The sequence below is a fragment of the Dyadobacter sp. 676 genome (assembly GCF_040448675.1).
Classification (GTDB): Bacteria; Bacteroidota; Bacteroidia; order Cytophagales; family Spirosomataceae; genus Dyadobacter.
Window position 1 is genome coordinate 5,441,174 of sequence record NZ_CP159289.1, and the last position, 25,732, is coordinate 5,466,905.

29 protein-coding genes and 2 pseudogenes are annotated in these 25,732 nt (G+C 47.4%); 21 read left to right on the forward strand and 10 right to left on the reverse strand.

Annotation, left to right across the window (positions count from 1 at the left end):
* The first annotated feature begins 2 nt into the window (after positions 1-2).
* The 5 genes and pseudogenes from ABV298_RS24170 to ABV298_RS24190 all read left to right on the forward strand — a co-directional run bounded on the left by ABV298_RS24170 (position 3) and on the right by ABV298_RS24190 (position 4,437).
* A complete protein-coding gene (locus ABV298_RS24170; RefSeq protein WP_353718717.1) occupies positions 3-500 on the forward strand; it encodes a response regulator in 498 nt (165 codons plus the stop codon).
* Positions 454-732, forward strand: a complete 279-nt coding sequence (locus ABV298_RS24175) for a LytTR family DNA-binding domain-containing protein (RefSeq protein ID WP_353718718.1) — start codon at positions 454-456, stop codon at positions 730-732. Before ABV298_RS24170 ends, ABV298_RS24175 begins: the two co-directional genes overlap by 47 nt.
* Positions 733-746: 14 nt before the next feature.
* Entirely contained in the window at positions 747-2,150 is a 1,404-nt protein-coding gene (locus tag ABV298_RS24180; RefSeq protein WP_353718719.1) for an alpha/beta hydrolase-fold protein, read from the forward strand.
* Between the two features lie 292 nt (positions 2,151-2,442).
* Positions 2,443-2,991, forward strand: a complete 549-nt coding sequence (locus ABV298_RS24185; protein ID WP_353718720.1) for a hypothetical protein — start codon at positions 2,443-2,445, stop codon at positions 2,989-2,991.
* A 110-nt stretch (positions 2,992-3,101) separates the two neighbouring features.
* Positions 3,102-4,437, forward strand: a pseudogene (locus tag ABV298_RS24190) (IS3 family transposase).
* A gap of 15 nt (positions 4,438-4,452) precedes the next feature.
* On the opposite strand, the gene ABV298_RS24195 reads toward ABV298_RS24190, so the two are convergent.
* The gene (locus tag ABV298_RS24195) at positions 4,453-5,220 is read right to left on the reverse strand and encodes a pirin family protein (protein WP_353718721.1); all 768 of its coding nucleotides are present in this window, start codon (positions 5,218-5,220) and stop codon (positions 4,453-4,455) included.
* Positions 5,221-5,350: 130 nt separating this feature from the next.
* Positions 5,351-5,866 (reverse strand): isochorismatase family protein, encoded by a 516-nt coding sequence (locus tag ABV298_RS24200; RefSeq protein ID WP_353718722.1) that lies wholly within the window; start codon positions 5,864-5,866, stop codon positions 5,351-5,353.
* 606 nt (positions 5,867-6,472) lie between these two features.
* Between ABV298_RS24200 and ABV298_RS24205 the strand changes: the two genes are divergently transcribed.
* On the forward strand, positions 6,473-6,847 hold the full coding sequence (locus tag ABV298_RS24205; RefSeq protein ID WP_353718723.1) for a hypothetical protein: 375 nt from the start codon (positions 6,473-6,475) through the stop codon (positions 6,845-6,847).
* Positions 6,848-7,134: 287 nt separating this feature from the next.
* Here the strand turns inward: ABV298_RS24205 and ABV298_RS24210 are convergent, their stop codons facing one another.
* Positions 7,135-7,881, reverse strand: coding sequence for a 3-oxoacyl-ACP reductase family protein (locus tag ABV298_RS24210; protein ID WP_353718724.1), 747 nt, complete (start codon positions 7,879-7,881; stop codon positions 7,135-7,137).
* A gap of 115 nt (positions 7,882-7,996) precedes the next feature.
* Between ABV298_RS24210 and ABV298_RS24215 the strand changes: the two genes are divergently transcribed.
* Positions 7,997-8,578 carry a TetR/AcrR family transcriptional regulator gene (locus tag ABV298_RS24215; RefSeq protein WP_353718725.1) on the forward strand — a complete coding sequence of 194 codons (582 nt, stop codon included), beginning with the start codon at positions 7,997-7,999 and terminating at the stop codon, positions 8,576-8,578.
* Between the two features lie 46 nt (positions 8,579-8,624).
* On the opposite strand, the gene ABV298_RS24220 is transcribed toward ABV298_RS24215, so the two are convergent.
* Positions 8,625-8,993, reverse strand: coding sequence for a helix-turn-helix domain-containing protein (locus ABV298_RS24220; protein ID WP_353718726.1), 369 nt, complete (start codon positions 8,991-8,993; stop codon positions 8,625-8,627).
* Positions 8,994-9,131: 138 nt separating this feature from the next.
* Here ABV298_RS24220 and ABV298_RS24225 point away from each other — a divergent pair, with 138 nt between their 5' ends.
* From ABV298_RS24225 to ABV298_RS24265, 9 genes are all read left to right on the forward strand, one after another.
* Entirely contained in the window at positions 9,132-10,076 is a 945-nt protein-coding gene (locus ABV298_RS24225; protein WP_353718727.1) for an NADP-dependent oxidoreductase, read from the forward strand.
* 20 nt (positions 10,077-10,096) lie between these two features.
* The gene (locus ABV298_RS24230) at positions 10,097-10,882 is read left to right on the forward strand and encodes a carbon-nitrogen hydrolase family protein (RefSeq protein ID WP_353718728.1); all 786 of its coding nucleotides are present in this window, start codon (positions 10,097-10,099) and stop codon (positions 10,880-10,882) included.
* 143 nt (positions 10,883-11,025) lie between these two features.
* Positions 11,026-11,601 carry a putative immunity protein gene (locus ABV298_RS24235; protein ID WP_353718729.1) on the forward strand — a complete coding sequence of 192 codons (576 nt, stop codon included), beginning with the start codon at positions 11,026-11,028 and terminating at the stop codon, positions 11,599-11,601.
* 136 nt (positions 11,602-11,737) lie between these two features.
* Positions 11,738-12,178: a DUF5990 family protein gene (locus ABV298_RS24240; RefSeq protein WP_353718730.1), complete on the forward strand. Its 441-nt coding sequence runs from the start codon at positions 11,738-11,740 to the stop codon at positions 12,176-12,178.
* Between the two features lie 417 nt (positions 12,179-12,595).
* Entirely contained in the window at positions 12,596-12,883 is a 288-nt protein-coding gene (locus tag ABV298_RS24245) for a transposase (RefSeq protein ID WP_353718731.1), read from the forward strand.
* 5 nt (positions 12,884-12,888) lie between these two features.
* Positions 12,889-13,692 (forward strand): IS3 family transposase, encoded by an 804-nt coding sequence (locus tag ABV298_RS24250; RefSeq protein WP_353723240.1) that lies wholly within the window; start codon positions 12,889-12,891, stop codon positions 13,690-13,692.
* A gap of 134 nt (positions 13,693-13,826) precedes the next feature.
* Positions 13,827-13,910 carry a hypothetical protein gene (locus tag ABV298_RS24255; protein WP_353723241.1) on the forward strand — a complete coding sequence of 28 codons (84 nt, stop codon included), beginning with the start codon at positions 13,827-13,829 and terminating at the stop codon, positions 13,908-13,910.
* Between the two features lie 40 nt (positions 13,911-13,950).
* Positions 13,951-14,532, forward strand: coding sequence for a site-specific integrase (locus ABV298_RS24260; RefSeq protein WP_353718732.1), 582 nt, complete (start codon positions 13,951-13,953; stop codon positions 14,530-14,532).
* Between the two features lie 506 nt (positions 14,533-15,038).
* Complete coding sequence (locus ABV298_RS24265; protein ID WP_353718733.1) at positions 15,039-16,091, forward strand: DUF932 domain-containing protein; 1,053 nt, start codon at positions 15,039-15,041, stop codon at positions 16,089-16,091.
* Between the two features lie 300 nt (positions 16,092-16,391).
* Here the strand turns inward: ABV298_RS24265 and ABV298_RS24270 are convergent, their stop codons facing one another.
* The gene (locus tag ABV298_RS24270) at positions 16,392-16,760 is read right to left on the reverse strand and encodes an SDR family oxidoreductase (RefSeq protein WP_353718734.1); all 369 of its coding nucleotides are present in this window, start codon (positions 16,758-16,760) and stop codon (positions 16,392-16,394) included.
* A complete protein-coding gene (locus ABV298_RS24275; protein WP_353718735.1) occupies positions 16,753-17,136 on the reverse strand; it encodes an SDR family NAD(P)-dependent oxidoreductase in 384 nt (127 codons plus the stop codon). The genes ABV298_RS24270 and ABV298_RS24275 overlap by 8 nt, the downstream gene beginning before the upstream one ends.
* 102 nt (positions 17,137-17,238) lie before the next feature.
* On the opposite strand from ABV298_RS24275, the gene ABV298_RS24280 reads away from it, so the two are divergent.
* The 3 genes from ABV298_RS24280 to rhuM all read left to right on the forward strand — a co-directional run bounded on the left by ABV298_RS24280 (position 17,239) and on the right by rhuM (position 19,947).
* The gene (locus ABV298_RS24280) at positions 17,239-17,637 is read left to right on the forward strand and encodes a helix-turn-helix domain-containing protein (protein ID WP_353718736.1); all 399 of its coding nucleotides are present in this window, start codon (positions 17,239-17,241) and stop codon (positions 17,635-17,637) included.
* Positions 17,638-18,110: 473 nt separating this feature from the next.
* Positions 18,111-19,424 carry a serine hydrolase gene (locus ABV298_RS24285; RefSeq protein WP_353723242.1) on the forward strand — a complete coding sequence of 438 codons (1,314 nt, stop codon included), beginning with the start codon at positions 18,111-18,113 and terminating at the stop codon, positions 19,422-19,424.
* A gap of 163 nt (positions 19,425-19,587) precedes the next feature.
* Complete coding sequence (gene rhuM / locus ABV298_RS24290; RefSeq protein WP_353718737.1) at positions 19,588-19,947, forward strand: RhuM family protein; 360 nt, start codon at positions 19,588-19,590, stop codon at positions 19,945-19,947.
* On the opposite strand, the gene ABV298_RS24295 is transcribed toward rhuM, so the two are convergent.
* A complete protein-coding gene (locus tag ABV298_RS24295) occupies positions 19,944-20,081 on the reverse strand; it encodes a hypothetical protein (protein ID WP_353718738.1) in 138 nt (45 codons plus the stop codon). The two genes, rhuM and ABV298_RS24295, sit on opposite strands and share 4 nt — an antisense overlap.
* Positions 20,082-20,083: 2 nt before the next feature.
* Here ABV298_RS24295 and ABV298_RS24300 point away from each other — a divergent pair, with 2 nt between their 5' ends.
* Positions 20,084-20,569: a type II toxin-antitoxin system death-on-curing family toxin gene (locus ABV298_RS24300; protein ID WP_353718739.1), complete on the forward strand. Its 486-nt coding sequence runs from the start codon at positions 20,084-20,086 to the stop codon at positions 20,567-20,569.
* On the opposite strand, the pseudogene ABV298_RS24305 reads toward ABV298_RS24300, so the two are convergent.
* The 3 genes and pseudogenes from ABV298_RS24305 to ABV298_RS24315 all read right to left on the reverse strand — a co-directional run.
* Positions 20,490-21,023, reverse strand: a pseudogene (locus tag ABV298_RS24305) (Fic family protein); the annotation flags it as partial. The gene ABV298_RS24300 and the pseudogene ABV298_RS24305 overlap by 80 nt on opposite strands.
* Before the next feature lie 295 nt (positions 21,024-21,318).
* Positions 21,319-21,537: a hypothetical protein gene (locus ABV298_RS24310; RefSeq protein ID WP_353718740.1), complete on the reverse strand. Its 219-nt coding sequence runs from the start codon at positions 21,535-21,537 to the stop codon at positions 21,319-21,321.
* Between the two features lie 253 nt (positions 21,538-21,790).
* Positions 21,791-22,180 carry a hypothetical protein gene (locus ABV298_RS24315; protein ID WP_353718741.1) on the reverse strand — a complete coding sequence of 130 codons (390 nt, stop codon included), beginning with the start codon at positions 22,178-22,180 and terminating at the stop codon, positions 21,791-21,793.
* 327 nt (positions 22,181-22,507) lie between these two features.
* Between ABV298_RS24315 and ABV298_RS24320 the strand changes: the two genes are divergently transcribed.
* Positions 22,508-25,525: a T9SS type A sorting domain-containing protein gene (locus ABV298_RS24320; RefSeq protein WP_353718742.1), complete on the forward strand. Its 3,018-nt coding sequence runs from the start codon at positions 22,508-22,510 to the stop codon at positions 25,523-25,525.
* Positions 25,526-25,732: the final 207 nt, after the last annotated feature.

Sequence of the window (25,732 nt, forward strand, 5' to 3'; positions counted from 1 at the left end):
CAATGACAGCAAGCAAGATCAAGTGCCTGGTCGTGGATGACGAGCCGTTGGCGATATCGGTATTACAGGATTACATCAGCCAACTCGAAACGCTGGCGCTCGTGGGAACGTGCAGTAATGCGGTCGAGGCGCTGCTTTTTTTACAAAAAAACAAAGTGGACCTGCTCTTCCTTGACATTCAAATGCCCAAACTCACCGGTATCGATTTCCTGAAAACCTTAGCCAACCGCCCAAAAGTGGTCTTCACAACGGCTTTTCGCGAATACGCATTGGAAGGTTTCGAATTGAATGTACTGGATTACCTGCTCAAACCCATTCCCTTCGACCGGTTCCTGATCGCGATCAATAAGTATTACCCAGCTGATAGGCCGCCATTCGCTGCCATCCATGCTGATACCATCTGGGCAGGAAAGCGCCGGCGAGCAGTTTATTTACCTGAAATCGGACAAGAAAATGGTGAAGGTGTTCCTGAGCGAAATCCTTTACATCGAAAGCCTTAAAGATTATGTCAAAGTTAAAACCATATCAGGAGAGGTTATAAGCTACCAACGGATCAGTTACCTGGAAGAGAAATTGCCCGATCGCCGGTTCCTTCGCATCCACCGGGCTTTCATTATTGCTACCGACAAGATCCGGTCGTTCAGCGCTTCGGCGATCGAAGTGGGTGGACAGGAGCTGCCCATCGGTCGCCAGTACAAGGCGGATGTAATGAAAGTACTGGGGATTCAATAAAACTACCAACAATTATGCGAGCTCGTTTATTCCTCGTTGCTGCACTGTCAATTCTTTATTCGGATGTGCGTGCACAGTTTGCCGCACCCATAAAGGATTCGATTTATTCCGCTGTCCTGGGTGAACAGCGAAATATCGTGGTCACGCTCCCTTCAAATTATGCGAATGACACCGCCAGCTACGATGTGTGGTATGTGCTGGATGGAGAATGGGACGGCCCGCTGTTTACAACGATTTTCAGCTACATGGTCAATATGAAGTTTGCGCCGCCGGCTATCCTGGTGGCGGTGCCAAACCGCTATGTCGCAGGTTTTAACCTCCGCAACCGCGACCTGACGCCCACAAAATTTCGGGATGTGGACAGTTCCGGCGGTGCGGCCAACTACCTGTTGTTTTTCGAAAAAGAACTGTTGCCGTACATCAACAAAAGATACCGCACAAACTGGGAGAATGGCCTGATGGGCGGCTCGTTCGGCGGCCTGTTTACGATCTATGCGTTGCTCGAAAGACCTTCTTTGTTCCACTTCTATGCGACGGCCGACCCGGCCCTCCACAACGACGGTCAACAGATTCCGCGGCTTGCCGCAAAGCGATTGCCCACAATGCATTTTCCTAACACTGTGCTGAGCATCGGCGGACGGAGCGAAAGCGTCTCATACCACACAATGGCCCGGGCAATGATGGATAGCGTTCTTGCAGTCGCAGCACCGGCCGGTCTGCACTGGCGTTCGGTGCTCTACCCCGACGAAATTCATAGTTCTACACCATTCAAGTCCATCTATGACGGGCTCAAATTTTCTTATCTGGGGTACTACGTCCGATCCGCCCGGACCTATCCGAACCTGGGCATTGTACTGAAAGACCGTCCAGTGAAGCTCTTCGTGCCGACTGATTATTCGGACATTCGTTACACCACGGACGGTACAACTCCAACCCGGTCAAGTGAAAAACTGGATGACCATATTTTGGTAAGTGAACCGGAAAAATTGAAGCTTTTTTCGTTTTCACCAAGCGGTCGCTGGGACCACCAGATTCCCGTTGACCTGCGGTCCGGCGACTACCTTCTCCCTTCGCATAAAATGACAAAGTTCAAACCAGACCGCAAATTATCCGGCAATTTTAAAGGCAATTCGGCGGGCGTAATGGATGGCTGGGTGCAGATCGATTCGGACGGTTATTATGTTTTGCAGTGCACTCCGCCGGCAGGTACGAAACTCCTGTTTAACGACTCTTTGCTGCTACATACGGATGCAAAGACCGCGAACACGCGTCAGGCAATCATTCTTCCACTGCGCAGTGGAAAATACTCGCTGCGAGTTGAGTGCCTTGCCTGCGGTACAGCGCCGCTCTATTTCGGTCTGTATTATAGCAAAAGTGGTCAGGACGACTGGTGGATGAACCCGATTGTGAAGTGGTGAAACACGCCTTCTGAGACGGATCGCTTAAAAATGGTTAAAAGAGGTACACTGAAACGCCTTATGTTACCTCTTGCCATTTACATAGATCATCCCATCGCATGACCCTGCAAGTCCTATTCATTTTTTATCCTTTCTCAAACCGCTTAAAATGTGGCATTTAGGCTCGTGAAAAAACTTGACAAAATTTGGACACATTTTGAACGGGTTCAACTGATAGAATTTTGAATGTTTACCGCATTCCCGACATCGCTCAACCCGAGCATGTCTTCATTTAAACAGACAAACGATGAGAATGCAAAATGTACGTCAGCTGACGCTTGGAATTATGATGATCCTGATGACAGGAGAACAGTTCTGCCATGGACAATTAGTAAACTCAGACTGGAAGGTCTTGTCAGAAAACAATGAGCCTGCAAGGTTTACAGATACTGTCTTTATGAATAAGGCTTGCCTGCGTTTGACGGGTAAAACGGAGGCGATCGCAATACGAAATGGCCCGCCTTTGAAAAACTTCAGAATAGAACTCGATATTGCCGGTGAGGTAATGTCGGGTGTGGGTTTCCGGGCTGTGGACGAGCAGAATTATCACTTCTTATATTTCCGGCCGGGGTATGGCAATACCAGAGAGGCAATACAATATGTCCCTATATACAATGGTACTTTGAATTGGGTGCTGTATAATTATCCCATCTACGAAACAACAGCTGACATAAAGCCGTTGACTTGGTTCCATGTGGCTTTGGAAGTGAGAAATACAAACATGAAGGTCTTTGTCAACAACAGTCCGAGCCCGCAAATGGAGATTAATCTGATTACTTCTGATTTCGAGCGGGTAGTGTAAATCGTCAGCGAAAAGTGGACAACTTTGAATGAAAGTAAAGAGAGTGTTTTCCTAAAAATGAGTACTTTAAATCATGGGAAACACAAAAAAAGCCTACACCTGAGAATTACATTAAGGACATTCGCCGTAAGACCCGACGGCTTTTCACTGCCGAGCAGAAGGTACTGATCGTGATGGAAGCGCTGCGTGCGGAGATCTCGGTCGCCGAGCTGTGCCGCAAACACCAGATCAACGAATCTCAATTCTATAAATGGAACAAGGAGTTTTTGGAAGCTGGAAAGAAACGGCTGGAAGGTGATCTGACGCGAGAAGCCACGACAGACGAAGTCAGCGAACTGCGTAAGGAAAATGCCCGACTGAAAGAAATGGTGGCAGATCTGTTTTTGCGGTATGATATCGTAAAAAAAAGTTTGACGATGCTGGATTAAACCTCAAATACCGAAGATTTATGAGATTATCGGCATCAGAAAAATACGAGATTATCCAGACTGTAACCCAATCCGAACTGGGTGTCAAAAAGACGTTGCAGGAGCTTGGTATTGCCAAAAGCACGTTTTATAAATGGTATAGCAAATTCCTGGATCATGGATACGATGGCCTTTTGAGCACGAAGAAAGCGTCGAACCGGCAATGGAACAGCATCCCTCAACAGCAGAAAGACCTGGTTGTCCAGCTAGCCCTGGACCAGACAGACCTGTCCTCCCGTGAACTAGCCCATTACATTACCGACACGCAGCAGGTATTCATCTCTGAGTCAAGCGTCTACCGGATACTCAAAGAACGTGGATTAGTCAGTGCCCCGACCCATATTTTAATAGCGGCATCGGATCAGTTTAAGGACAAAACCGCTTTTGTCCACCAGATGTGGCAGACTGACTTTACCTATTTCAAAGTAGTCGGATGGGGGTATTACTACCTGAGTACGGTTCTCGACGATTACAGCCGGTACATCATCCACTGGGAGCTGTGTAGCAGCATGAAGGCAGATGATGTGAAAAGGACCGTTGAGCTTGCTATAAAAAAGGCAAGAATAAAAACCAAAGCTAAACCCAAGTTGCTCTCAGATAACGGGGCGTGCTACATATCCAGCGAGTTGGGCGATTATCTGAAAAATACGCTTCAAATGCAACAGGTGCATGGCAGACCGGCCCATCCGCAGACGCAAGGAAAGATAGAACGTTACCACCGGACCATGAAAAATGTGGCCGCCATGGAATGGTCAAGCTCGAAAATTTCTTTCACCCAGACCAGCTAAGGGAAGCAATCGGCAAATTTGTAGAACGCTATAACAACCAGCGGTACCACGAATCGCTGAACAATCTGACGCCTGCTGACGTCTACTTTGGCCGCGGTGAACTCATTTTGAAAAGAAGAGAGCAAATCAAAAATCAGACCCTGAAACAGCGCAAAATCCAGTATCTAAACCAAAAATTAATAGCTTTATAAACCTGAAAATACTCTCTAAGCTGTTGTCCAAGTTAGTTTGAAGACATACACGTTTTTGTTCCCGCTGTACATCCCGCCTTTGTAGATAGGGGCATTTTCATCCGTCAGGAAAAGCACCAGCTCGGCATCTTGGCTTGACCGGATTGCAATGGCCTCGCCTTTGACGACCAATGCTTCTTTTTTTACTAGTGCAGTTGTTTCGTTCACACTGATCTGGCCCTGATAAACGTACAGTAGCACCGTTAGTCCGGTAGCCGGAAGTGGCGGCAGGTCAATTTTCGTTCCGGGCGAGAGTTTGGCATCATAAATCCAGGTTTGGCTACTGAATTGAAGTGGTGTTTCGGGATTGGGCGAAGCGAGCAGGCGCCACCGGTCCTTACTGCCGATTGGTTCAATGTCCTGAAAAATGACTGCGGGTGTCAGATCTTTGATACCCGGCCGGATAAATATCTGCAATCCTTCATGGGGTTCTGCTTCTCCGTCGATCCATTCTTCGTGATAGAACAGCTTTCCTGCTTTCATGAGCATCAGACGGTTTTGCCCGATCGTCTCGCTGAAACCCTCGGAATCAAGGTGTCTGACCTGCCCGGTGCGGAAGTAGGAGAGGATCTCGTCGTTGACATGCGGGTGCATAGGAATGTGATGGGTGCCCTGGAACCTGGCATGGTCTATTCGGCCTATACTGCCTATGCCGGAGTCATGACTGGATACGGCGGTGCCTGGATAAAGCATTTGAATTGGACCGTAGCCGGAAAATGCTTTGGTTGAAATTTTCTGTAACATTATCAATGAAGTTTTTGTGGCGCCGGTCAGCTGCCGGCGCCATCTGATTGCTATTTGAATAGTTTCGAATAAATCTCCTCGAAAAGGATCGGTTTGACTTTTTCGCCTTCGGGAGTAGCCCAGCTGTGGATCAGCTCGGAAACAAACTGACTGATTGTGGTCGTCCGCACGCCCTGACTTTCCCAGGTTTTGCGGGCGACGTCTTCGGCGATCTCGCTGGGGAGCCGCCGCCATCAATGACCACCTGTACATCGAAGCCCTCCTCCTGCATGGAAATGGCCGGCCACACGATACAAACGTCGTTGGTAAGCCCTGCCATCACCACATTCTTTCTGCCATCGGCCGCTTTAAGCACCGCCGCTTTGAATTCCTTGTCATCCCATGCATTGGTAATACCTTGTCGTTTGACCCGTTCGGCGAACTGCTGCGGCAAGATCTCTTCCATATCTTTCAAAAGTGGCCCTTGCGCCAGTTCTTCCTGGCTGGATGTAAGCACCACAGGAATACCCAGGTCTTTGGCCATTCTCGCCAGCGTACGGGCGCGGGATATGATTACTTCGTGTGGGCGGTTAGCCGAGAAATTGAGTGTACCTTCCTGATGATCGATCAACAGCATCACTGTGTCTTCAATTGTGAACTTTTTCATGATTTCCAATTTTTTGTTTTGCTTGAATGCCATTTGAAACATCGTGTTTCCTCTGGACTTGCAATGCAAAATTACCCTGAGCGACTGGCCCGGAACGGTGAGATTTGTCAAAAAAAGAGCGTGATATTTGTCACGCTCGACACGGGCGTTAGAAGGTTTCGTCAGATGATGAGACTTTCTAATTTGTCATAGGCAGTTGACTTTCTCCAAACGCCTGCTGGCCGATGCGAAATGGGGAACAATCATTTGCATCATTGCTGGCAAGGTAAATCGGGAAAGCTTACAAGATCACGAATACTATTTGTTATCTAGTTTGTGTTGTGAGCGAACTCAATGTCTGATTTGATTTTCTCAAAAAGAGTCAAAAGCTTTATTAGGTGTTCGATTTCATTTCTCTCAACTCCACAGGATTTAAACGTCTGTAAATCAGATAGTTGCAGATGTTTTTTATTGCCCGGAAGTGACTCGATGCCAACTAGGTGCCAGTTAATCGTGCAATTACAGTGTTTAATTATGAGTGTTAACAAGGCGAATTACCCCTATAAGGAGGCGATATTATCAGATGCAAAGGGGGATCTGAAAAAGGCGTGGTATATAAATTACTAGGTGTGGTCGGAGCGCAGAGAGCAATTAGTCCGTAAGCGTGGAGTTTTCAATCAGTCGACGGCAAAGGAGCGTTATGCTGCGGCGAAAGAATTTATCGAGGTCATAAATGGAGCCTTGCGCGAAGGGTACATTATTGAGGAAGTTGTTTCAACCGGAGTTGATCTATCGAAAAAGACCACTGTTAAAGATGCCACTAAGTTTTTCCTGTCGAACAAGGGGAAGACATCGTCCAAAAATACGATCAAGGGCTACACTAAGGACATCAAGATTTTTCTGGAATGGGCAGAAGAAAACGGAGTGGACAGAATGCCTGAAAGGCTACTTCTCGATACTCCGGGCCGGGACCGCACTCACAGCTTATGCCGCGAACGATGAATTTGACCAGTGTGCATTTGGCTACTACGACAGCAGCCATTTTTACAGAGAAGCGATGAAATTTACGGGTATCCATTTATCAAGCATTAAATAAGATGCTGCGTCTTCATTGTGAGTAGCAGTTCCGATCATGGAAGTAGGACATTAGTCAAAAGCCTGTAAAGTTAGGAATTGAATTCCCAACTTTACGGATTCTATTTATAAGATAACTAATCTTCAGACGAAGATTTAGCCAGTATCACCAATTTATTTGAAATGGCAATACTGGCCTTAACAACCGCTGATTATCAAGCATTTATACCGCCGTCGACAGTGAAGCTGCTTCCTGTAATGTAGCTTGCCTCTGGGCCTGCAAGGAAGTTTACCATCGCAGCAATCTCCTGGGGTTTCCCCAACCTTTTTAGTGGAATTGCATTGGTGAAAGCCTCACGAACCGCTGGATCTGTCGGCATCATGTCAGTGTCGATCGCACCCGGTTCAACCGTATTCACGGTTATATTCCGGGGCGCCAGATCCCAGGCCAGTCCACGGGTGTAGCCGCTGATGGCGGCTTTGGTTGCGGCATAGTCTGACATAAACGGTCCACCGATCCTTTTGCCACCTACTGAGCCGATATTAATGACCCTGCCGCCTTCCGGAATATATTTCACAGCAGCCCGCACAGCTTCGGATACTGCCCGGATGTTCACATCAACCTGACGATCATAGTCCCCAGACCTTTCGGCAGCCTGATCCAGTGGCCCTGCGACTGCGATTGCCGCATTGTTTACCAGAATATCGATTTTTCCAAATTTTTCGGCGGTGTCGTCTATCGCCTTGGTCAGTGCGCCACTCTGTGCTGCATCTGCTTTGATCCCCAGGGCTTTCCCTCCGTTTTGTGCGATCTCCTCCGTCAATTTCTGCGCTTTTTCATCCGAGCTGACATATGTGAAGGCAACGCTTGCGCCTTCCGAGGCGAGTCTTCTGACGATTGCTTCGCCCATCCCGCGTGTACCACCTGTGACAAATGCGACCTTTTCTGCTAGAGTTTTCATGATTGAACTGTTTAATTTTGGAATTATAGTTCCAGAATCAAAATTTTGGAATTATAGTTCCAATAAGTTTGTATTTTTATCACGGTAGTATTTTATGGAGCTAAATCACAACTAAATGGCCAGAAACCGTAATTTCGACGAGCAGGATATTCTAGACAGGGCAATCGAGCTATTTAAAATTCGCGGGTATCGTGGTACAACGCCTGAGGATTTGGTGAACACCTTGGGTATAAGCAGATCCAGTCTGTACAACACGTTTGGGGACAAACATTCATTGCTGCTCAAATCACTTCACCGGTATCACGAAAAGACGGTTGCGGCGCTGGAGAACGTTATTTCGAACACGAGAGAGCCGCTAGCGGGCATAAAGCTTATTTTCAAACTGTCGATTGAGGGCACATATCCCGGCGGTATGCCGCCTGGCTGCTTTTTGATCAATTCCATTATCGAGTTCGGCCCGGACGAGCCGGCAGCGGCCGAAATCGTCAGGAAAAGTATTGATGCTACCAGGGGGGCATTGCTTCATTTTGTGCTTGACGGCAAGAAGTCGGGGAAGTTTTCTGATAGTCTCGATGCTGAAACGATGGCAGATTATTTACAGAACTGTATTAACGGGATCGTTGTTTCGGCCAAAGCGGGAATGACTCAGGCCGAATGTGAAAGAATGGTTGAGAGCACGCTGATACTGCTACACTAGTGTCTGTTTTTCCCTAATCGTATATACGCAGCCGTTCCAACAGCATTTAACGCTTCGTCATTGGGATAGCCTTGCCGGTAATAACCTTTTGATGGTTCTGGCCCCACCTAATCATTTCCAGTATCAAGTTCCCATATTCAAGGGCATACTGGGTGAACTCGTATTCGATCGTTGCTGTAAAATCGGGATCGACCTTCCTGACGACCAACTTATTATCTTCTAATTCTTTCAGGCTCCTGGACAGCATCCGCTTGGTAATACCTGGAATGCTGTGCTGAATATCCGAAAACCGTCTGTTGCCCTTACAAATGGAATGGATAATCGGTAGCTTCCACTTACCACCGATCACGTAGATCGTATCCTGCAATGCGCGGATTTGGGCCTGGATCTGGGTTGTGTTTTCTTTTGGGTTCATGACCGGGGAGGTATCAACGGTGATACCTGCGGCAAAGTTACGCGGAACTTGCTATAATTTTGTTCGCAGTCCCGGGTGGCCAGCAAAAGGCTTCACTGAATAAAGATGATCATAACCGGGGCAGCGTTTCAAACGACTATGAAAGCAATGACAATTAAAGGTCATGGTGGAGTTGAGAACTTCGCTATGGCACTGCTACCTATTCCTCAAATAAAAGATAATGAGGTCCTGGTGCGGACAAAGGCAATCAGCATTAACCCGGCAGACGCTATCGTTCGCAGCAACAAAGATGTAAGTTGGGTGTTTGGCAGCGACCAGCCATTTATCCCTGGATGGGATATTTCAGGCGAGGTTGTCGGGGTTGGGTCCAAGGTTGCGGGATTTAAAATTGGCGATCAGGTGTTCGGCGCGTTGCGGCACCCGTACATCGGGCGGACTTACGCCGAGTACGTGGCTGCACCAGAGGCTGACCTGGCGCATAAGCCTACCACCATCACCCATGAGCAGGCTGCCGCTGCCACTCTTGCGGCGCTTACTGCTCTGCAACCGATGATCAAGGTCGGTATTAAAGATGGAGATCGCGTCCTGATCACAGCAGCGGGAGGGGGTGTGGGGCACTTTGCCGTTCAGTTTGCCAAATATTTTGGCGCCCATGTAATCGCACTTGCTTCAATAGGGAAAAAGGACTTTGTAACTTCATTGGGAGCAGACGAGTTTGTCGACTATCAACAAGGCCGGTTTGAGCAGCAAATTGCAGACGTCGACCTTGTGGTAGAGGCAGTCAAACAAGATCGGCATATTCAAAGAAGTATGCAGGTCGTCAAGCCGGGTGGATCATTGATCAGCCTATGGTCACACGTTAACGATGAGGAAAAGGCGGAGGCAGACCGGCGAAATGTCAATGCATTCTATAATATGGTATTATCAAATGGGCAGGATATGAAATTCATTGCTAAACTGTTAGAGGAAAACAGGCTGGTGCCCCATATCTCGGCGAGCTATCCTCTTGAAGCAATGGCCGACGCACATCGTGAAATCGAAAAGGGGCACACCCAAGGCAAAATTGTCGTCACCATCAAATAAGCACCATATCCATTCACAAAATGAGAGTAACAGTTTGTGAGCTGAGCGACGACGAAGACAAGTTCCTGCTGGACTGGAAGGACCTGAAAGCTCACATCGCAGAAAACCGGCCCGACCTGGTGCTACTGCCGGAGATGCCTTTCTGCCGGTGGATGGCGGCTACTCCTGAACTAACCCAGGAGCTCCGCTTGCGAGGTATTCAGCGCCATAAGCAGTGGCTAGCTGAAATTGAGGCGCTCGGCGTGTGCGCAGTTGTGTATTCGATGCCGGTCATCGAAGACAGCAGGAATCTGAATATCGCCTATGTTTATACGCCAGAAAAAGGACATCAGCGGCTGCATAGCAAAGCCTATTTTCCGCAGGAGCCGCATTTTTGGGAACAAACATGGTTTGAATTGGAACAAGCCGTGACTTTCGACGCCGTTGATATTGGCGATTACCGTGTTGGCGTTCTGCTCTGTACCGAGCTATGGTTTACCCAGTGGGCGCGCCACTATGGCAAAAAAGGTATTGACTTGTTATTATGTCCCCGGGCTACGTCACAAGGCAGCGTTCAGCAGTGGGTAGACTGCGGCAAGGTATCAGCGGTAGTCTCGGGAGCATATTGCCTCAGTTCGAACCGTGCCGGCGAAGGGGACAACGGGTTTTTATGGGGAGGGGCCGGTTGGGTTACAGAGCCTGTGACCGGCTCGATTTTAACTTTAACTTCGTCAAAATCTCGATTTTCAACTATTGATATTGATTTGAAAAAGAGTCGGGCTGCAAAATTACAATATCCGTTATATGTTAACTATGTGGCCCAATAAGGCAATAGTCACTACGGCGGTGTTAAATATATATTTTTCAACATCATAATTTAATTTTAAAGCCGGTTAGCAGGTATCTTCATGCAATTTTTTGCTGAGAAAATACCGGAAATCTGAATTTGAAAGCCGATGATTAGGCCTGATTGTCAAGACTTGATGGGTGGTTTCGTTTTCATATGGTGACTAGTAAAAAGTACTTCGAGCTCTCGATTGAGCATTTGCAATCAATTGCCGGATGGGCTGCTGAGTGTGCACAAAGGTCCCTGGACATTTACGAACAATGTATGAGAAATGATGACCGCCCTCGCAAAGCGATCGATTTGACCAAAGAATTTGTGGTCACAGGAAAGCGGACGAATTTGCTTAGAAAGGCTGCAATGGATGCACATAGGGCGTCTATGCAAACGACTGATGCGGCAGCATCAGCGGCAGCAAAGGCTGCAAGTTTGGCGGCTGCAAGTGCATTTACCCACCCATTCAGCGACATATATCAGGCCCGGCATATCTTAGGCTCCGCAGCCAACTCTGCTTTCGCCATCGAGCTCTCTTTTAAAGAAAATAGTCAGGTCGGCGCCAAAGAAATCGAATGGGCCGCCATTAACGCAGACTATAAAGTTGTCCAGATACTAAGAAAGATGCCAGAACAAACCGGGCAGGGTAGGAGACTGGACGAGCTGATGAAGGTGCTCGATCAACTATTAAGGAAGCCAAATGGTTGATCTCAATTTTTCGTCCGGGAAGTTAGCTCTATCATCCTCAGAGACATCGATCAAAAGTGAGCTTGATGGTTTGCACATATCGTGCGAATTGTGAAGGTTTGCGGATAAACTTCATAAGTCGTGCTCGTCGTAAAAAATGGAATCCGAAATAACTCTTCAAATCATCCTTATCAAACCAACGCCAAATGTAGTTTTTGGACTACAGAAGGGCACTGGTACCAATTACGCAACGGTCCAAAAGCAAATTCCTACCTCGAACGATTTAGACTTTACGTTTACAATTATTGTGAAAGGTGATAGATCCAAAGATCAATTTCCAAAATTGTCAGGCAGTTTTGTTCAGGGTTCCGCAGATAATAGGTTCGTGTATATCGACATCGGCACCTATGCCGGCCAAGCTGATTCAAAATGGTCGAGACGGCTTAAAATACCTTTAACAGGGATTACTTGGGAGGACATCGATTCATTATCTGGCAACTCGATACTGCAGACTGTTGTACCTGGAACTGGTAGGGACGGGGGGCCAAACTGTGCGACAGTTAAACCTTTTGCAGGTTGGCATCTTGAACGATCATAGAAGTGAAATGACGTATTCTATTTAACATAGTACGTTTTTTACAACAAATGAAAAATGTAAATATTCAATGCTGAATTCGGTAAATGTGCCACCTGAATTGAATTATTTTGCTTTAATGGTAATACGATTAATATCGTATTGCTGCCTTTGGGCGGCTTTAATTTCTTCTTTTGTTTTGTTGAAAATCTGCTTATAAAAAGTTTTTGTGCAAATTATTGTAAAAATAGTTTTATATCATAACCTTGAGTAACCGTCGGATTCAATTTTTGGAATCAGCCAGCTCAAAGCGCCCCCAATAAGAATTTATCGCGTTGGCGACACACTATTACGGTGTTTCGACCTCACTATGAAAGCAAAGTACTATAATACTCCCAGAAATCTGGACAGCTGCTTAAATTTCTAACTTAGTAGCTGACTATGAAAAAGGAACGTAGAAAATTCAGTGCGAGCTTCAAAGCCAAAGTGGCTATTGAAGCGATTAAAGAGGTTCAGACCGTGCAGGAATTGGCCTCCAAGTACGAGATTCATCCAACACAGATAGCTGCCTGGAAGCGAGAGTTTCTGGAAAAGGCTGAATTAGTTTTCAGTAAAGAGGCACCCACCACTGGTAATGAATCCGAAAACACAAAAGAGAAGGAATTGTATTCTAAAATCGGTGAACTTCAAGTCCAAGTCGATTTTTTAAAAAAGGTCTTGGGGAAATGAGTGTTATGGAGAAACGCGGACTTGTTTCCCCTGAGTACCCTGAGCTAAGCGTCTCGGCACAGTGCAAATTGATTGGTTTACAGCGTAGTAGCTATTACTTTAAGCCGAGAGGTCAGTCTCTGTTAAACCAGCGATTGATGAAGGCCATTGATCGCCAGTTTCTAGAGTGCCCGTTTTATGGCGTAGAACGCATGCGTGATTACCTGATCGGACTGGGATATCCTGTTGGTGTGAAGCGGGTGAGAAGACTTTATAGACTTATGAATTTGCGCACAATTTATCCCAAGCGCAATCTAAGCAAATCCAAACCAACAGATTACAAATATCCATATTTGCTGAAGGGGTTGAAGATTGAGCGCCCCAATCAGGTCTGGCAAGCCGATATATCTTATATTCCAATGTTCAGAGGATTTATGTACATGTTCGCCATTATTGACGTTTACAGCCGTCGAATTGTGGGATGGAGTATCTCCAATACAATGAGTATGGAATGGTGCCGGGAAACGCTTTTGGATACGATCCGTACACAGGGAAAGCCCGAAATATTCAATACCGACCAGGGTAGCCAATTCACAAGTCAGGGTTTTATTAAGCCGCTCTTAGAGAAAGGGATACAAATTTCTATGGACGGAAAAGGACGGGCCCTAGACAATGTTTTCATCGAAAGATTTTGGAGGTCGCTCAAACAAGAGTACATATACTTAAATCCTCCAAATGGCGGGATGGATTTGTATCGGGGAGTAAAAGCATATGTGGAATTTTACAACCGTCGACGCAAACACACAGGAACCGGGTACATTCCCCGATGAATTGTTTTTCCAGATCAATGCAAAAGCATCCTAATTAAACTTAATTTCATCCGTCGGCTGTCCAGCAAACCGGGAGTATTTCACTAGATATTCGCGAAGTTAATTTTGAATTTGTCTCAGATTTCTCATTTTGGCTGAGAACGGTCAAGAACTGTGGTCATAATTCGTCCGTCAAGTATTTGACGAATCTTAAAAAAGATCATTTTGTCTTGCCTTAGAAAAGGTTGGATACCAAGAGACCCGTTTGCGGAAATCAAATTGGCTAAGAGGGAAGTGGAGCCCGGTTTTCTGACCGAAAATGAACTCGAGAAACTAATATCTAAGACAATTGTGGTTAAACGGATTGCCCTTGTGCGGGACATTTTCGTTTTCTCTTGCTTCACTGGGCTAGCATACGTGGATGTCAGAAATCTGAGGCGCTCTGCAATTGTGAAAGGCGTGGATGGAAAGGATTGGATAGTGACCCGACGACAGAAAACAGATGTTCCAACACGGCTTCCATTGCTGCAACAAGCACGAAATGTTATCGAACAGTATGGTAACCATGGAAGTGGAGTGAACTCGCCAGACGAATTGGTGTTACCTGTTCTCAGTAACCAAAAGATGAACGCCTATTTGAAGGAAGTTGCAGACATCTGCGGAATTACTAAAACACTGACTTTTCATACAGCTCGCCACACCTTTGCAACGACAGTTACGCTGACTAATGGGGTTCCGTTGGAAACTGTTTCCAAAATGCTCGGCCATAAGTCGCTCAGGCAAACTCAGCATTATGCTAAAATCATTGATTTGAAGGTGAGCAAGGATATGGATTTGTTGGAGAAGAACTTGCGGAGGTAGTATGCGTGCAGACTACGCTGGTTGTTCAAAAAAGTATTTGGGGCGATCTAGGCTATCACGGGCGGGTTTGTAATAGTCCACCAAGATTATACATATCCCGCCCGCTACCAGCGCACTTAACAGCAAATATAGTGTATTTTGTGTGTCCAACTTATTGCAGCCATGCTTAGAACGCTATCGGACAGTTTAAGGAGGTATTCAAATTCTGCGTTCAAAACGTATTTGACAAATAACTCGGCAAAAGGGCAGCTAAATAAGTGGCCCTAGTATTTCAGTGATCGTTTAAAGCCGCCAAAAGCTTCCGGCATAATGGCGGCTTTCTCTATTGTTTAGACCTACCAAATCACGCCGCAGCCCATTCAGGCACTTATTCCGTTTCCTTTTGGCTGTTGTGGGGCCACTGTTAGAAGGGCTTTCTTTTTTTCGTTTTTCTTTGTCAAACATTCATTTTCAAGGGAGCGAGAGGAAGAAGGAAAACAATCTCTAACTTCTAACATGTTACTATCATGGCTCACAATCTGAATTTCAACGAGACTACCGGCGAACACTCATTCTTTTCAGTAAAGGAAAAAGCATGGCACGGCCTCGGACGAATCGTCGATCAGTACCCAACCAGTAACGAGGCAATCGCGTTTGCAGGTCTGGACTACCAAGTTCAAAAGGCTAATCTTTTGGCTCATTTACCATCTGAGGGATGCGATCATTCAGAATCTACCGTGCCAGTCGGAGGATATTTCGCAACTATGAGAACTGATACCAAAGCAGTACTTGGAGTAGTTGGCAGGGAATACCAGATTGTTCAAAATCGCGATGCATTCACGTTCTTTGATAGCATCGTGGGTGGGGACGGAATTTTGTATGAAACTGCCGGTGCGTTGGGCAAAGGAGAAAGGATTTTTATTACCGCCAAGTTGCCGGGTTATATTCAAGTTGGGGCCGATGATCTGATTGAAAAATATCTCTTTCTTACGACCTCCCACGACGGTAGCGGTAGTATCACTGCTGCGTTTACACCAGTCCGGATCGTATGCGCAAACACGCTGAATGCTGCTATGAAAAACATGACCAATGTTGTTAAAATTCGCCATACCAGCAATGCTAAAGACCGGCTCAGAACAGCACATAAAATGATGGGTATAGCCAACCGGTTTAGCGACGAAGTCGGTCAGGTATTCAACACTTGGGCGAAGAAGCGTATTAGTGATCCCGAGCTAAAAAAGCTTATCGAAATTGCGATGGCACCAAACAAGGAAGTCCTCGGGAATATTCGCGACGGAAAGGTTCATGCGCTGTCTACCCAGTTCCTTAATATTGTCGATGATGTGTATGAATATGCGCTTAGTAATCCTACTCAGCAGCTCCCGACCACAATGGGAACCGTGTTTGGTGCGTACAATGCAATCACAGGATATTTTCAGAATGTCCGCAAGTTTACCGACGAAGAAGCAAAACTCAAATCAATCTTGCTCGGTGGAACAGGTCAGCTGCGAGGACAGGCAGCATTTAACTTGTGTGATGAATTTACCCGCCGAGGTACAAATGCTTTCAGCCTTAACTAGAAGAATCGCCGCCCGGTGAGGGGGCTACATTCAAACTGTTGTTACCGGTCTGGTAGCAACCGAACCTTGCATGAAGTGGAGAATTCAGTGGCTTGGCTGGAGAATACGGCGCAACAGACCACCCCGTTCCGTGGCAAATTGACCGATAATCCAAATTCTTGAATTTTGTGTAACTCGCTGACAAAAAAAAGATTTGGTGGTCAATTTTGACCGAAATGATCTGGTCGGCTCAAATTGAAATGGGCGGGGCCGCCCGGCGGTGGTTACTGGCACCGTAATTTCCAGCTTATCAACCGTTTGTTATTTAAGCATATACTGAATCGAGCCCCCGTCAACGGCGATATCGGCACCATTAATGTAGGCAGCGCTATCAGACGCCAGAAACAATACGGTATTGGCAACTTCGTGTGCATTTCCCAGGCGTTGGAGGGCACTTCTCGACGCCAGATAATCCTGAATTTCCTCGGACGCAACAGTGAGCAGTCCGGGAGTCTGAATCGGGCCCGGGCTGACGACATTGATCCGGATTTTCCGTTCCGCCAGCTCATTGACGGCAATATCGGCTATTTTGTTCAATGCAGCCTTGGTCGCAGAGTACACGCTGCTTGCGACACCAGCGGCAGCCGCTACACGGGATGAAGTGAAGATTACGGAAGCGCCGTCAGCCAAATGCGGTATCAGCTTTTGAAGAGTAAAAAAAGTGACCCTTCACATTGGTATTGAACTGCGCGTCGAAATCAGCTTCGGTGACATGCTGAATCGGCGCGTAAATGCCGATGGCCGCATTAAGGTAAAGTACATCGACTTTCTTGCCACTTTCCGCTACCCATTTTTCCAGGACCGCGATCCCGGTCATATTCGAGGTGTCAGCGGCAAGTGTTTGCAGATTCGCACTGTCGATCTCTTTGGCTGCTTTCTGTAAAGTTTCAGGATTTCTTCCGGTGATCAGCACATTGGCGCCCTGTTGAATAAATGCTTGGGCAGTAGCAAGTCCAATGCCCTGGCTGCCGCCCGCTATGACTACATTCTTGTTGCTGAAATTCATTGCTTTAAAATTTTAAATACACTACAAAATTATATCCTGAACATTTACTTTTGTAACTTGGTTACCAGAAGTAACAGTATATTCCAGGTAACCAGGTAACTTATGGAGGAGCAAATTTGTCACAAAGCAGATATCAGGGCGATCCACGACGCTATGGATATTTTAAGTGGAAAGTGGAAGATTTCCATTCTTTCTTCAATGTGTTATTACAGCGAGAGACGGTTTTCAGAAATCCTGAATGACCTTGAAGGCATTTCCAACAAACAGTTGAGTAAGGAGCTCAAAGAGCTTGAAATGAATAAGCTGGTTAAAAGGACGGTCCTCGACACACAGCCTGTGACGGTTCAGTATAATCTGACTGAATATGGCTGGACACTGCAAGATCTCATTCATGATCTTGCCGCATGGGGAACGAAACATCGCCAGGTGATTATGGGCGACCGAAGTGCACTTGATGAGGTATCAAATAGAGGCTCACTCCTTCAAATGCCACCCAATTGATCTGGCAATGATTAGATTGAAAATACGGTGCCACAGACCACCCCATTCCGTGGCAGACTGACCATCGGTCCAATCTTGATTCATAAATAGCTGATAAAAAGAGGGGATAGGATGGTCAGTCTGGGCCGAAATGGCGTGGTCAAGCTAAATTGAAATTAGGTGGTCACTTTCGCCGTTAACCAGTCCTGAATTAAAGTCACGTAAGTGTGTTCGCTTATGGGTTAAAGGAGTTCTTGAGATAGTTTTTTATCGGAGCTGTCGGGTCAGCGCAGCAAAAGGAAAAAATCATCCTAATTGTAACCTTTTTATTCTTCGGCAGTTTCCACGTTAAATCACAAAATCGTGCCATGAAAAACCGCCGGACATTGCTTGTAGCGTTGTTATTATTCATTTTGAGCGCGAGGGCCAACCTTTTCGCCAATAAACATTTCGAGGGTGATTCTTCCCAGATTAGCACGAAACTTGATGCGTTTATGACGGAACTGTATGAACGCGGACAGTTCACTGGCGCTATTCTCGTGAGCAGACGCGGGAATGTTATCTATCAAAAGGCTTTCGGTATGGCCGACCGCAAGCGGAAAATTCCCTTTACACCGGACACCCAGGAATATATCGGCTCGGTCTCAAAGCAAATGACTGCAATGGGTATCATGATCCTTAAAGAGCGAGGTAAATTAAGCTACGGGCAGTCGGTCAGAGATTATTTTCCGGAGTTGCCTGAATGCATGCAACCTGTCAGGATTCTCGATTTGCTCCGCCACACCGGTGGCTTGGAGGATTTCTATGATTTTCCGGATATGACCGAGCAAGATGTTTTTAAGATCTTAATGAAGCAGAAGACACTAAAATTCGAGCCGGGCACCCGATTCCAGTACAGCAATGGCGGTTATACCCTCTTAGGGATGATTATCTCGAAAATTGCCGGGCAATCGCTTAATGCTTTTCTGACAGAGAATATCTTTGGTCCCTTGAAGATGGATCACACATCGGTGAACCAGATAACGGCCAGAAATAACGAGCGGGCGATCGGGTATGACCTTTTTGGCAGCGAGAATAACTACGATAGTTTCATTGGCGGCAGTGCCTCCGTCATCTCGACGGTACGCGATCTATTCAAATGGGATGAGTCTTTTGCTAAATCCCCGCTGGTGAACGCCCAAACGCTGGCCGAGGCATTCGAACCGTCGATAGTCCAAAAGGATGATACCTATGGAGAGCGAAGCTACGGTTTCGGCTGGTGGATCGGACGGTATAACGGACAAATGAACCTGTTTCATAACGGATCATTCGGGGGCTACAAAGCCTACAACGAAATACTGACCGGTGACCGGATCAATATTATCCATCTTAGTAATCTCAGGCATTCATCAATGATGGGCATCAGAGCGGCAATTGTCGATATTCTCAATGGGAGACCCTACAAACCGGTTCCCAGATCGATTGGCGCCTGGATATACCGGGAAAAGCAAACAGCGGGTGCGGATTCGATGATACATCTTTACCGGCAAATCAAAGGCTCGGCCGCCAAAGACGGCTTTGACTTTGGGGAAGGTGAGCTTAATACACTTGGATACCACCTGATGAGGTCCGATCGCGTCGATGATGCCATTAAGATCTTTACACTAAATACCGAAGTCTACCCGGAGTCAGCTAACGTATACGACAGCCTGGGAGAAGCTTATCTAAAATCCGGAAATAAAGAGCTCGGCTTGAAAAATTATCAGAAAGCGCTGGCTATTCACCCAGATGATAAGGGTTTACAACAACGGATAGCGAATATCCGGTGATTTAACATTTGCATTATTGATCATGTGACAGATAGTCGAACCACTGGTGCTCGAATGTATCTACAGCAATTATGGTAGATTTCTGACGACAGGAGTCCACCGCCGATGGGGAAAGCGAGGCGGATCTTTGCTACGGTCGATTCTGGTCGAGTACACACATCATATGTGCATTGTAAAACGGAATATCAGCTACTATAATCTGGACGTGATCATTTCCGTAGGTTATAGAGTGAAGTCACGCCAGGGAACAAAATTCCGGATTTGGGCAACCCAACGTTTAAAAGACTACTTGATTCAAGGCTATGCGATGAACGAGCGCCGATTGGCTGAAAAGGAACAGCAGGTACAGATCCTGAAAGATGGTATACGTATTCTGGCACGTTCAATTGAGGACAAAGTGGATTCAGAGGATTTGGACTGGCTTGCTACGTTTGTGAAAGGCTTAACATTACTAGATGACTACGACCATGAGCAGCTGGACAGGAAAGGCCGGACCGTGCGCCCGTCGCGTATCCAGGTTTAACCGAGTATCATGTCGTCGTCGAAGCTATGAAAGCTGACTTTGGTTCGGCTGTCTTTGGAAAGGAAAAGGACGGAAGCTTCCAGAGTGCTATCGCGCAAATTAGCAAGGGCTTTGGCGATGAGGATTTTATCCATCTGTGGAAGAAAAGGCAGCGACTTTACTCTATCTTATCATCAAGAATCATAGTTTTGTAGACGGCAACAAGCGTATCGCCGCGGCATGTTTCCTGCTATTTTTAGAAAGAAATAATTTGTTAATATCTGACAGTGGTGCAAGCAGTATCTCCGTAAATGGGGACATCGCTATTTTATCTGCGAATTTTCCACCTACCCATTCCTGGAACATCGTTTGGCGGGAAGAGACCTTCTCCGTAATGCTCAATCAAGGCAATAACGTGGTCAGGATACAGGGACTACCGGGCGCCAGCATTCGTCAGGATAAGATCTGCGTGACCGGTCCGGGAAGCGGGCAGCCAGCATGTGCATTCGAAATAGACCCCGCATCCAATGCCCCAATATACGACCGGAGCAAGCCCATGTCTTTCACCGCCAATTGCACCGGGGATTGCGCAGGTGTGACCTACACCTGGAAAACACTCCTTTGTTCTGATGCAAAAAAATAATAAGTTGATTCAGGTCCCTGTCGGGCATATCGATCCTGTTTTGAATCGTTGCTTTTAACTCATCATATTTCTGAAGGAAGCTGAGCTCATCAGACATATCCGAAGAAATTGCTTCGCCAATTACCTTTGACAAATAGATACATTGATAAGTTAGATTCGGATACCGAAAGTATGCTTCTACCTCGGATGTATTGGTGATACTGACTTGTCCGTCTTGGGAGGACTGGTAGCGCACACGTCTCATTAAAGGTCCCGAAAAAGCCTCGAGCGCAGCATCGTAGTCCTGTATCCGATGGATCATACGGGCAGATACCAGTATGATCAATCCTTTCTGGACAACACCGTCCCTTGCCAGTATATCATGAATCAGAAAGCGGTGGAGCCTGCCGTTTCCATCTTCGAAGGGATGAATAAATACAAACCCAAAAGCGATCATCGCTGCCCTGAGAATCGCATGGTTCCCTTCCGATTTTCCTTTCGGTTTCCCTCAAACCTGACATCATCGACGTTACCATATCAGGTGGCGGGCAGATATAATGGTAGATCTCGCCGTACTGTAACGTCGTCTGCCCTATGTAGTTCTGAAAGTCCCTGTACTTTTGGACTGCAAAGCGCTCATCTACTATCGCATTTTGCAAAACTGTCAAATACTCTTCACTCAGGGTTTGATCTGCCGGGACTGTTCCTGCCTTGCTTAGCAGGGCGATAAAGCGGTCCATTCTGTCGGATGGCGGACTTTCCCGCTCTATTTAGTAGGAAGATTTTGTCTCCTTTCGGTATAGGTATTGCGCTGCACGGTGAAATATCTGCGCAGAATACTCTGTTTTCAGCCGTTCGATCTCGGCTGTCAGGTCCAGATTCAGCGATTGTTGCAACGCTGCTGCTTTCCTGATTATCGGGCAAAAATCCCGGTCGCCCAACAAATTGTCATTGATCCGCCATACATGCTGTAAAAACAATAAATTCATGTTTCAACTTTTTGCGGTAAAATGATTTGACGGGTAGGTAATTATATTAAAACAAATAGCTTTCTACTGTAAAATAGCTATCCAACCCATAAGTCAGGGCATCTAAAAAGAGCCCCGCTTACGAGCCCCTCCCAGGTGTTCAGACGGTTGAAAGTGGAGTTCCCGGTGTTTCTTGATGTAAATTAACAAATTCCTTCGGGACCGTCCGCGGCTGAAGTTAAATCATTCAGTACACTGTGCGGCGTCGCGTATGCTACGGAATACCCACGTCGTTCGTTATATCCTCCTTTGTCGGCAGGTCGCCCTCATAAGCGTAGGAGGTCGTGTTTGCCAATGTGACGGCGTTTACAGGGCTTGCGTACACTTTTTCGGTTACCTTCCGGCCATTGATGTAAGTGTAGGTTTTGTAGGTCGAAAGCAGTTCGGGATCATAGTAATAGGACTGGCGCGTCAGATTTCCTGCTTCATCGTAAGTGAATTCCACATATCCGCCGGGCTCCGGCGAATCCGATTTAGTGAAATTGAGAATTTTCGTCAACCGGCAGTGGCCCACGTTGTAAACGCTCGTATCGCCTTCATTCGGCCCCGGCGGCCCCTGGAAAGTTTCGATTCTCTTGTCTTTACAGCCTGCCAGGAAATACACAGTGAGGACCAGGGTAAAAAAGCTTTTTCATGGCGAACGATCTGAGTACTACCCTCATCAGACAAGAAAATCCTTGAAATAATTGCAAGGTTACTTTTGTTTAATCGCAACGCCGGTGGCCTTAAATTGTGTCTATCTGGATGATTCCGGCCTACCGGATATTTCCTGAACAATCCACCTGCATGATTATGAATTTGAAATTTACATCCTACGGTCTCCGGCTTCTTGTAACGCTTTCTTTTTTGCTGCCAAATGGCCTTTGGGCAGGGAAAACCGGTTTTGTGCGGCACCCGGGATGCCGACGCACCGCCGCAAATAAGGCGGATGATGAGCCAGCTGCCGGCCATCATGGCCAGGCAAAACACGCGCACTGCCGCAGGAGAAATGAGAATATGCCGCGTTGCGGTAGAGATTGATTCGGATACATATGTGAAATACGAGCGCGACACAGCGGCGATTATCCAGGCGGTGATCCGTAATGTCGAAAAATGTTCAAAATTTTATGAGCGGGAGGCAAGCTTCCGGATGATGGTCACAAGCATCCGGATTTTCAAAGACACCGAGCCGAATCCTTACGCCAATGCACACGATGTGCATGCCATGGTGACGATCCTGGCCAACAGGCAGGTGTCGGACCAGAATTTTGACAAACGCATTTACCTTTATACGAAGCCGGTCGGTGGCGGTGCTTCGGGTGTGGCGTTCATCGGCGGCGTTTACAATGTGTCGCCGCTCGAAAATGTCGCAACACTTATGCACGAGTTTGCCCATAATTTCGGATCGTACCATACCAACAACTGCGGCTGGCCTGGCGGCCCGCTCGATTACTGCGGCGGAGTAGAAGGTGACTGCTACACCAAATCTTCGGAAGTAAACACAAAAGGGTCGCTCATGAGCCGGTGCGGCAACAATGGAGCCGGAGAAGCGCTTCATCCGATGGTGCAGGCGGTGATAAAACAGCACGCCGAGGTCACTTTTGCCAAAATGGAATCCGCGCCGCAGGCGCCTTCACTACCGGGTGACATTACTGCTGTGAAAGGGGATTTTTACACGTGGCCGGCGTCGACGCTGGCCAGCACTTATGAATTCAGCTATTCGACGGATGCTAATTTCAATGGCGAAACCGTCGAAACCACCACCGTAAATGGCATTAACTTATTGAAACAAACATTAGGCGCCGACTATTTCGTGCGGGTCAGGGCACGCAATGCATTCGGCACGTCCGATTGGTCCAATACGGTTAAAATCCGCATCGACCCTGACCAGCCCGACTTGCCGGTGCTTCTGGGGCCTGCCAAACACGCATTTCTTCCGGCGCAGCTTCCGGTGACATTGTCGTTCTCGAATGTTCCGGGTGCAGCCTCGTACCAGGTGCAGGTGTCGCCGCTCTACGATTTCGACTTTGCTTATCCGGCCAGCGAAATCATTTACGGAAATCAATATAACTATGTGCCGTATTTCGGCGGGTTCAAATGGCGGGTAAGGGCAATTGTGAATGGAAAAACAGGCAAATGGTCGGAAATCGGATATTTTTCGGCGAATGCGCGCCTGAACATGGTAGGGCTGTACCTACCTATCCCGGATAACCTGCTCGATGTGCCCCGCACGATCCCGATCGCCTACACGCCATCAACTTACTATTCAAACACGCGCATAACGGTCGCCGACAATCCGGAATTCAATAATCCGCTCTTCCAGCGCAATTACGAGCCATTTTTGGAAATCGCGGACGTGCTGAAAGATCTGCCTGCCAACACGCAGCTCTACCTCCGTGTGCAGGAACGGCAAACAGACCTTATCAATTATCCCGACCGCGACTTGGTCGACTACACCATTCAGTTTGCCACCGGCAGCGCCAACAGCCCTTATGCCCTGACGTTCCTCAGCGAAAAAGACCAGCCCGTTTTTGGAAAACCCAACCCCAAAATCGCCGTTTCCAAAGACCATGTATGGCTGGGCGTGATCGATGCCGGTTTCATAAAACTCGACCAGAAAGCGCTTACATTCCAGACATTTAACCGCGCCAACACCGATGGACTTCTCGGTGTGGGAATGGACAATTCCGTCCGCACGGATAACGAGCGGAACATCTATACCATCAACCCCGCGGACGGTTACCGGTTCCGCAAAGTGAAGCTTGTCAACGAAAGTCCTTCTGGCGACGCGACCGTGACAACCATTCCATTTGTCGGTTACATCCAGGATTTCAGTCCGCAGCACCAGGTGTTCTGGACGCAGCGGGTTATTTACAAGGAAACGCCCGACGGTTTTATCGCGCTTCGCCAGGTGTCGGACAGTCAGTTGATCAAGGATATCCGGTTCCGGGACAATAAAGCCTGGATTCTGATTCTCAACATGGACCGCGATTACAGTACCGAAATCCTCGTCATGGACCTCAATGACCACGATCTAATCTACACGATCGATTACCAGACCAGCCCTGCCATCGAAAATGTGATCGACCAGATCGAGATCCAACCCGACGGAAAAGTATGGCTCCGGCAAACGGATTATTTCACCCAATTCAGCTCCCTGGCCTATTTCGACGGCACCTCCTGGTCGCTTTTCGACTCGGGTAATGCACCATTCGGAACCCGCATTTCCAGCGTCAGCATTTCGCCCTCCGGTCAGCCTTACGTCCTGGCTGTGGGCCGTGAAACGCAGGTGTACAAATTCCATAATGGCCAATGGGAGAAAGCAGGCGATGCATTGCCATACCAGCGGTTTGACGGCGACTTGTGGGTAGATACGTATGATAGTTTCTGGATTTCGAACCGCTTCGGGCTGGCACGGCTCGGGTCCGACGCCGCATTTCCTGTTACGCTGGTGCATTTCAGAGCCACTCCGGAAAACAATACCGTGGTACTCAACTGGAAAGTCGCCGACCAGGTAGACATGGCGCGTTATGAAATCGAGCACAGCAGCGACGCAAAGCGCTTTCACGTCATCGGAGAAACGCCGGCGATTGACACGGCTTTGTACAATTTTGTTCACACCAGCCCGGCACCCGGCACCAATTATTACCGGCTCAAAATGATCGAGTCCAACACGGATTTCGCCCTCAGCAAAATAGTGAAAGTAAATATGAATGATCTTGCGGAAATTGTCATTTATCCAAATCCGGCTGCCAGCCTGCTCCATGTGAAACCGAGGCCGGAACTCATTGGTCGGTCCGGCCGGATCACGGTGTTCAGCATAGACGGAAGGAGAATTTATGCGAAAAAAATAGACCAATTCCGGGCGCAGGAGCCGGTCGATGTGTCTACTCTGGCTGCGGGCAACTACCTGATCAAGGTCGAAAATGGCACCTCTGCCAGCAGCAGGGTTATGCAGATCGCCAGATAGCGGAATGCATTCCTTCATGCGAATGGCCAACACGCAGCATTAGCGCGTAAGCCCAGCTCGGCGGCCATTCGCACCACCGTAGACGTGTTGGGCGCACCGAATTTTCCTTTCAGGTTTTGCAGCGTCTTTGAAACAACGTTACTATCCAGGCACTTCGGTTCACCCCGACTCTCCCAGCTTCATCGCCTTGGCGATTACCGCTTTTTA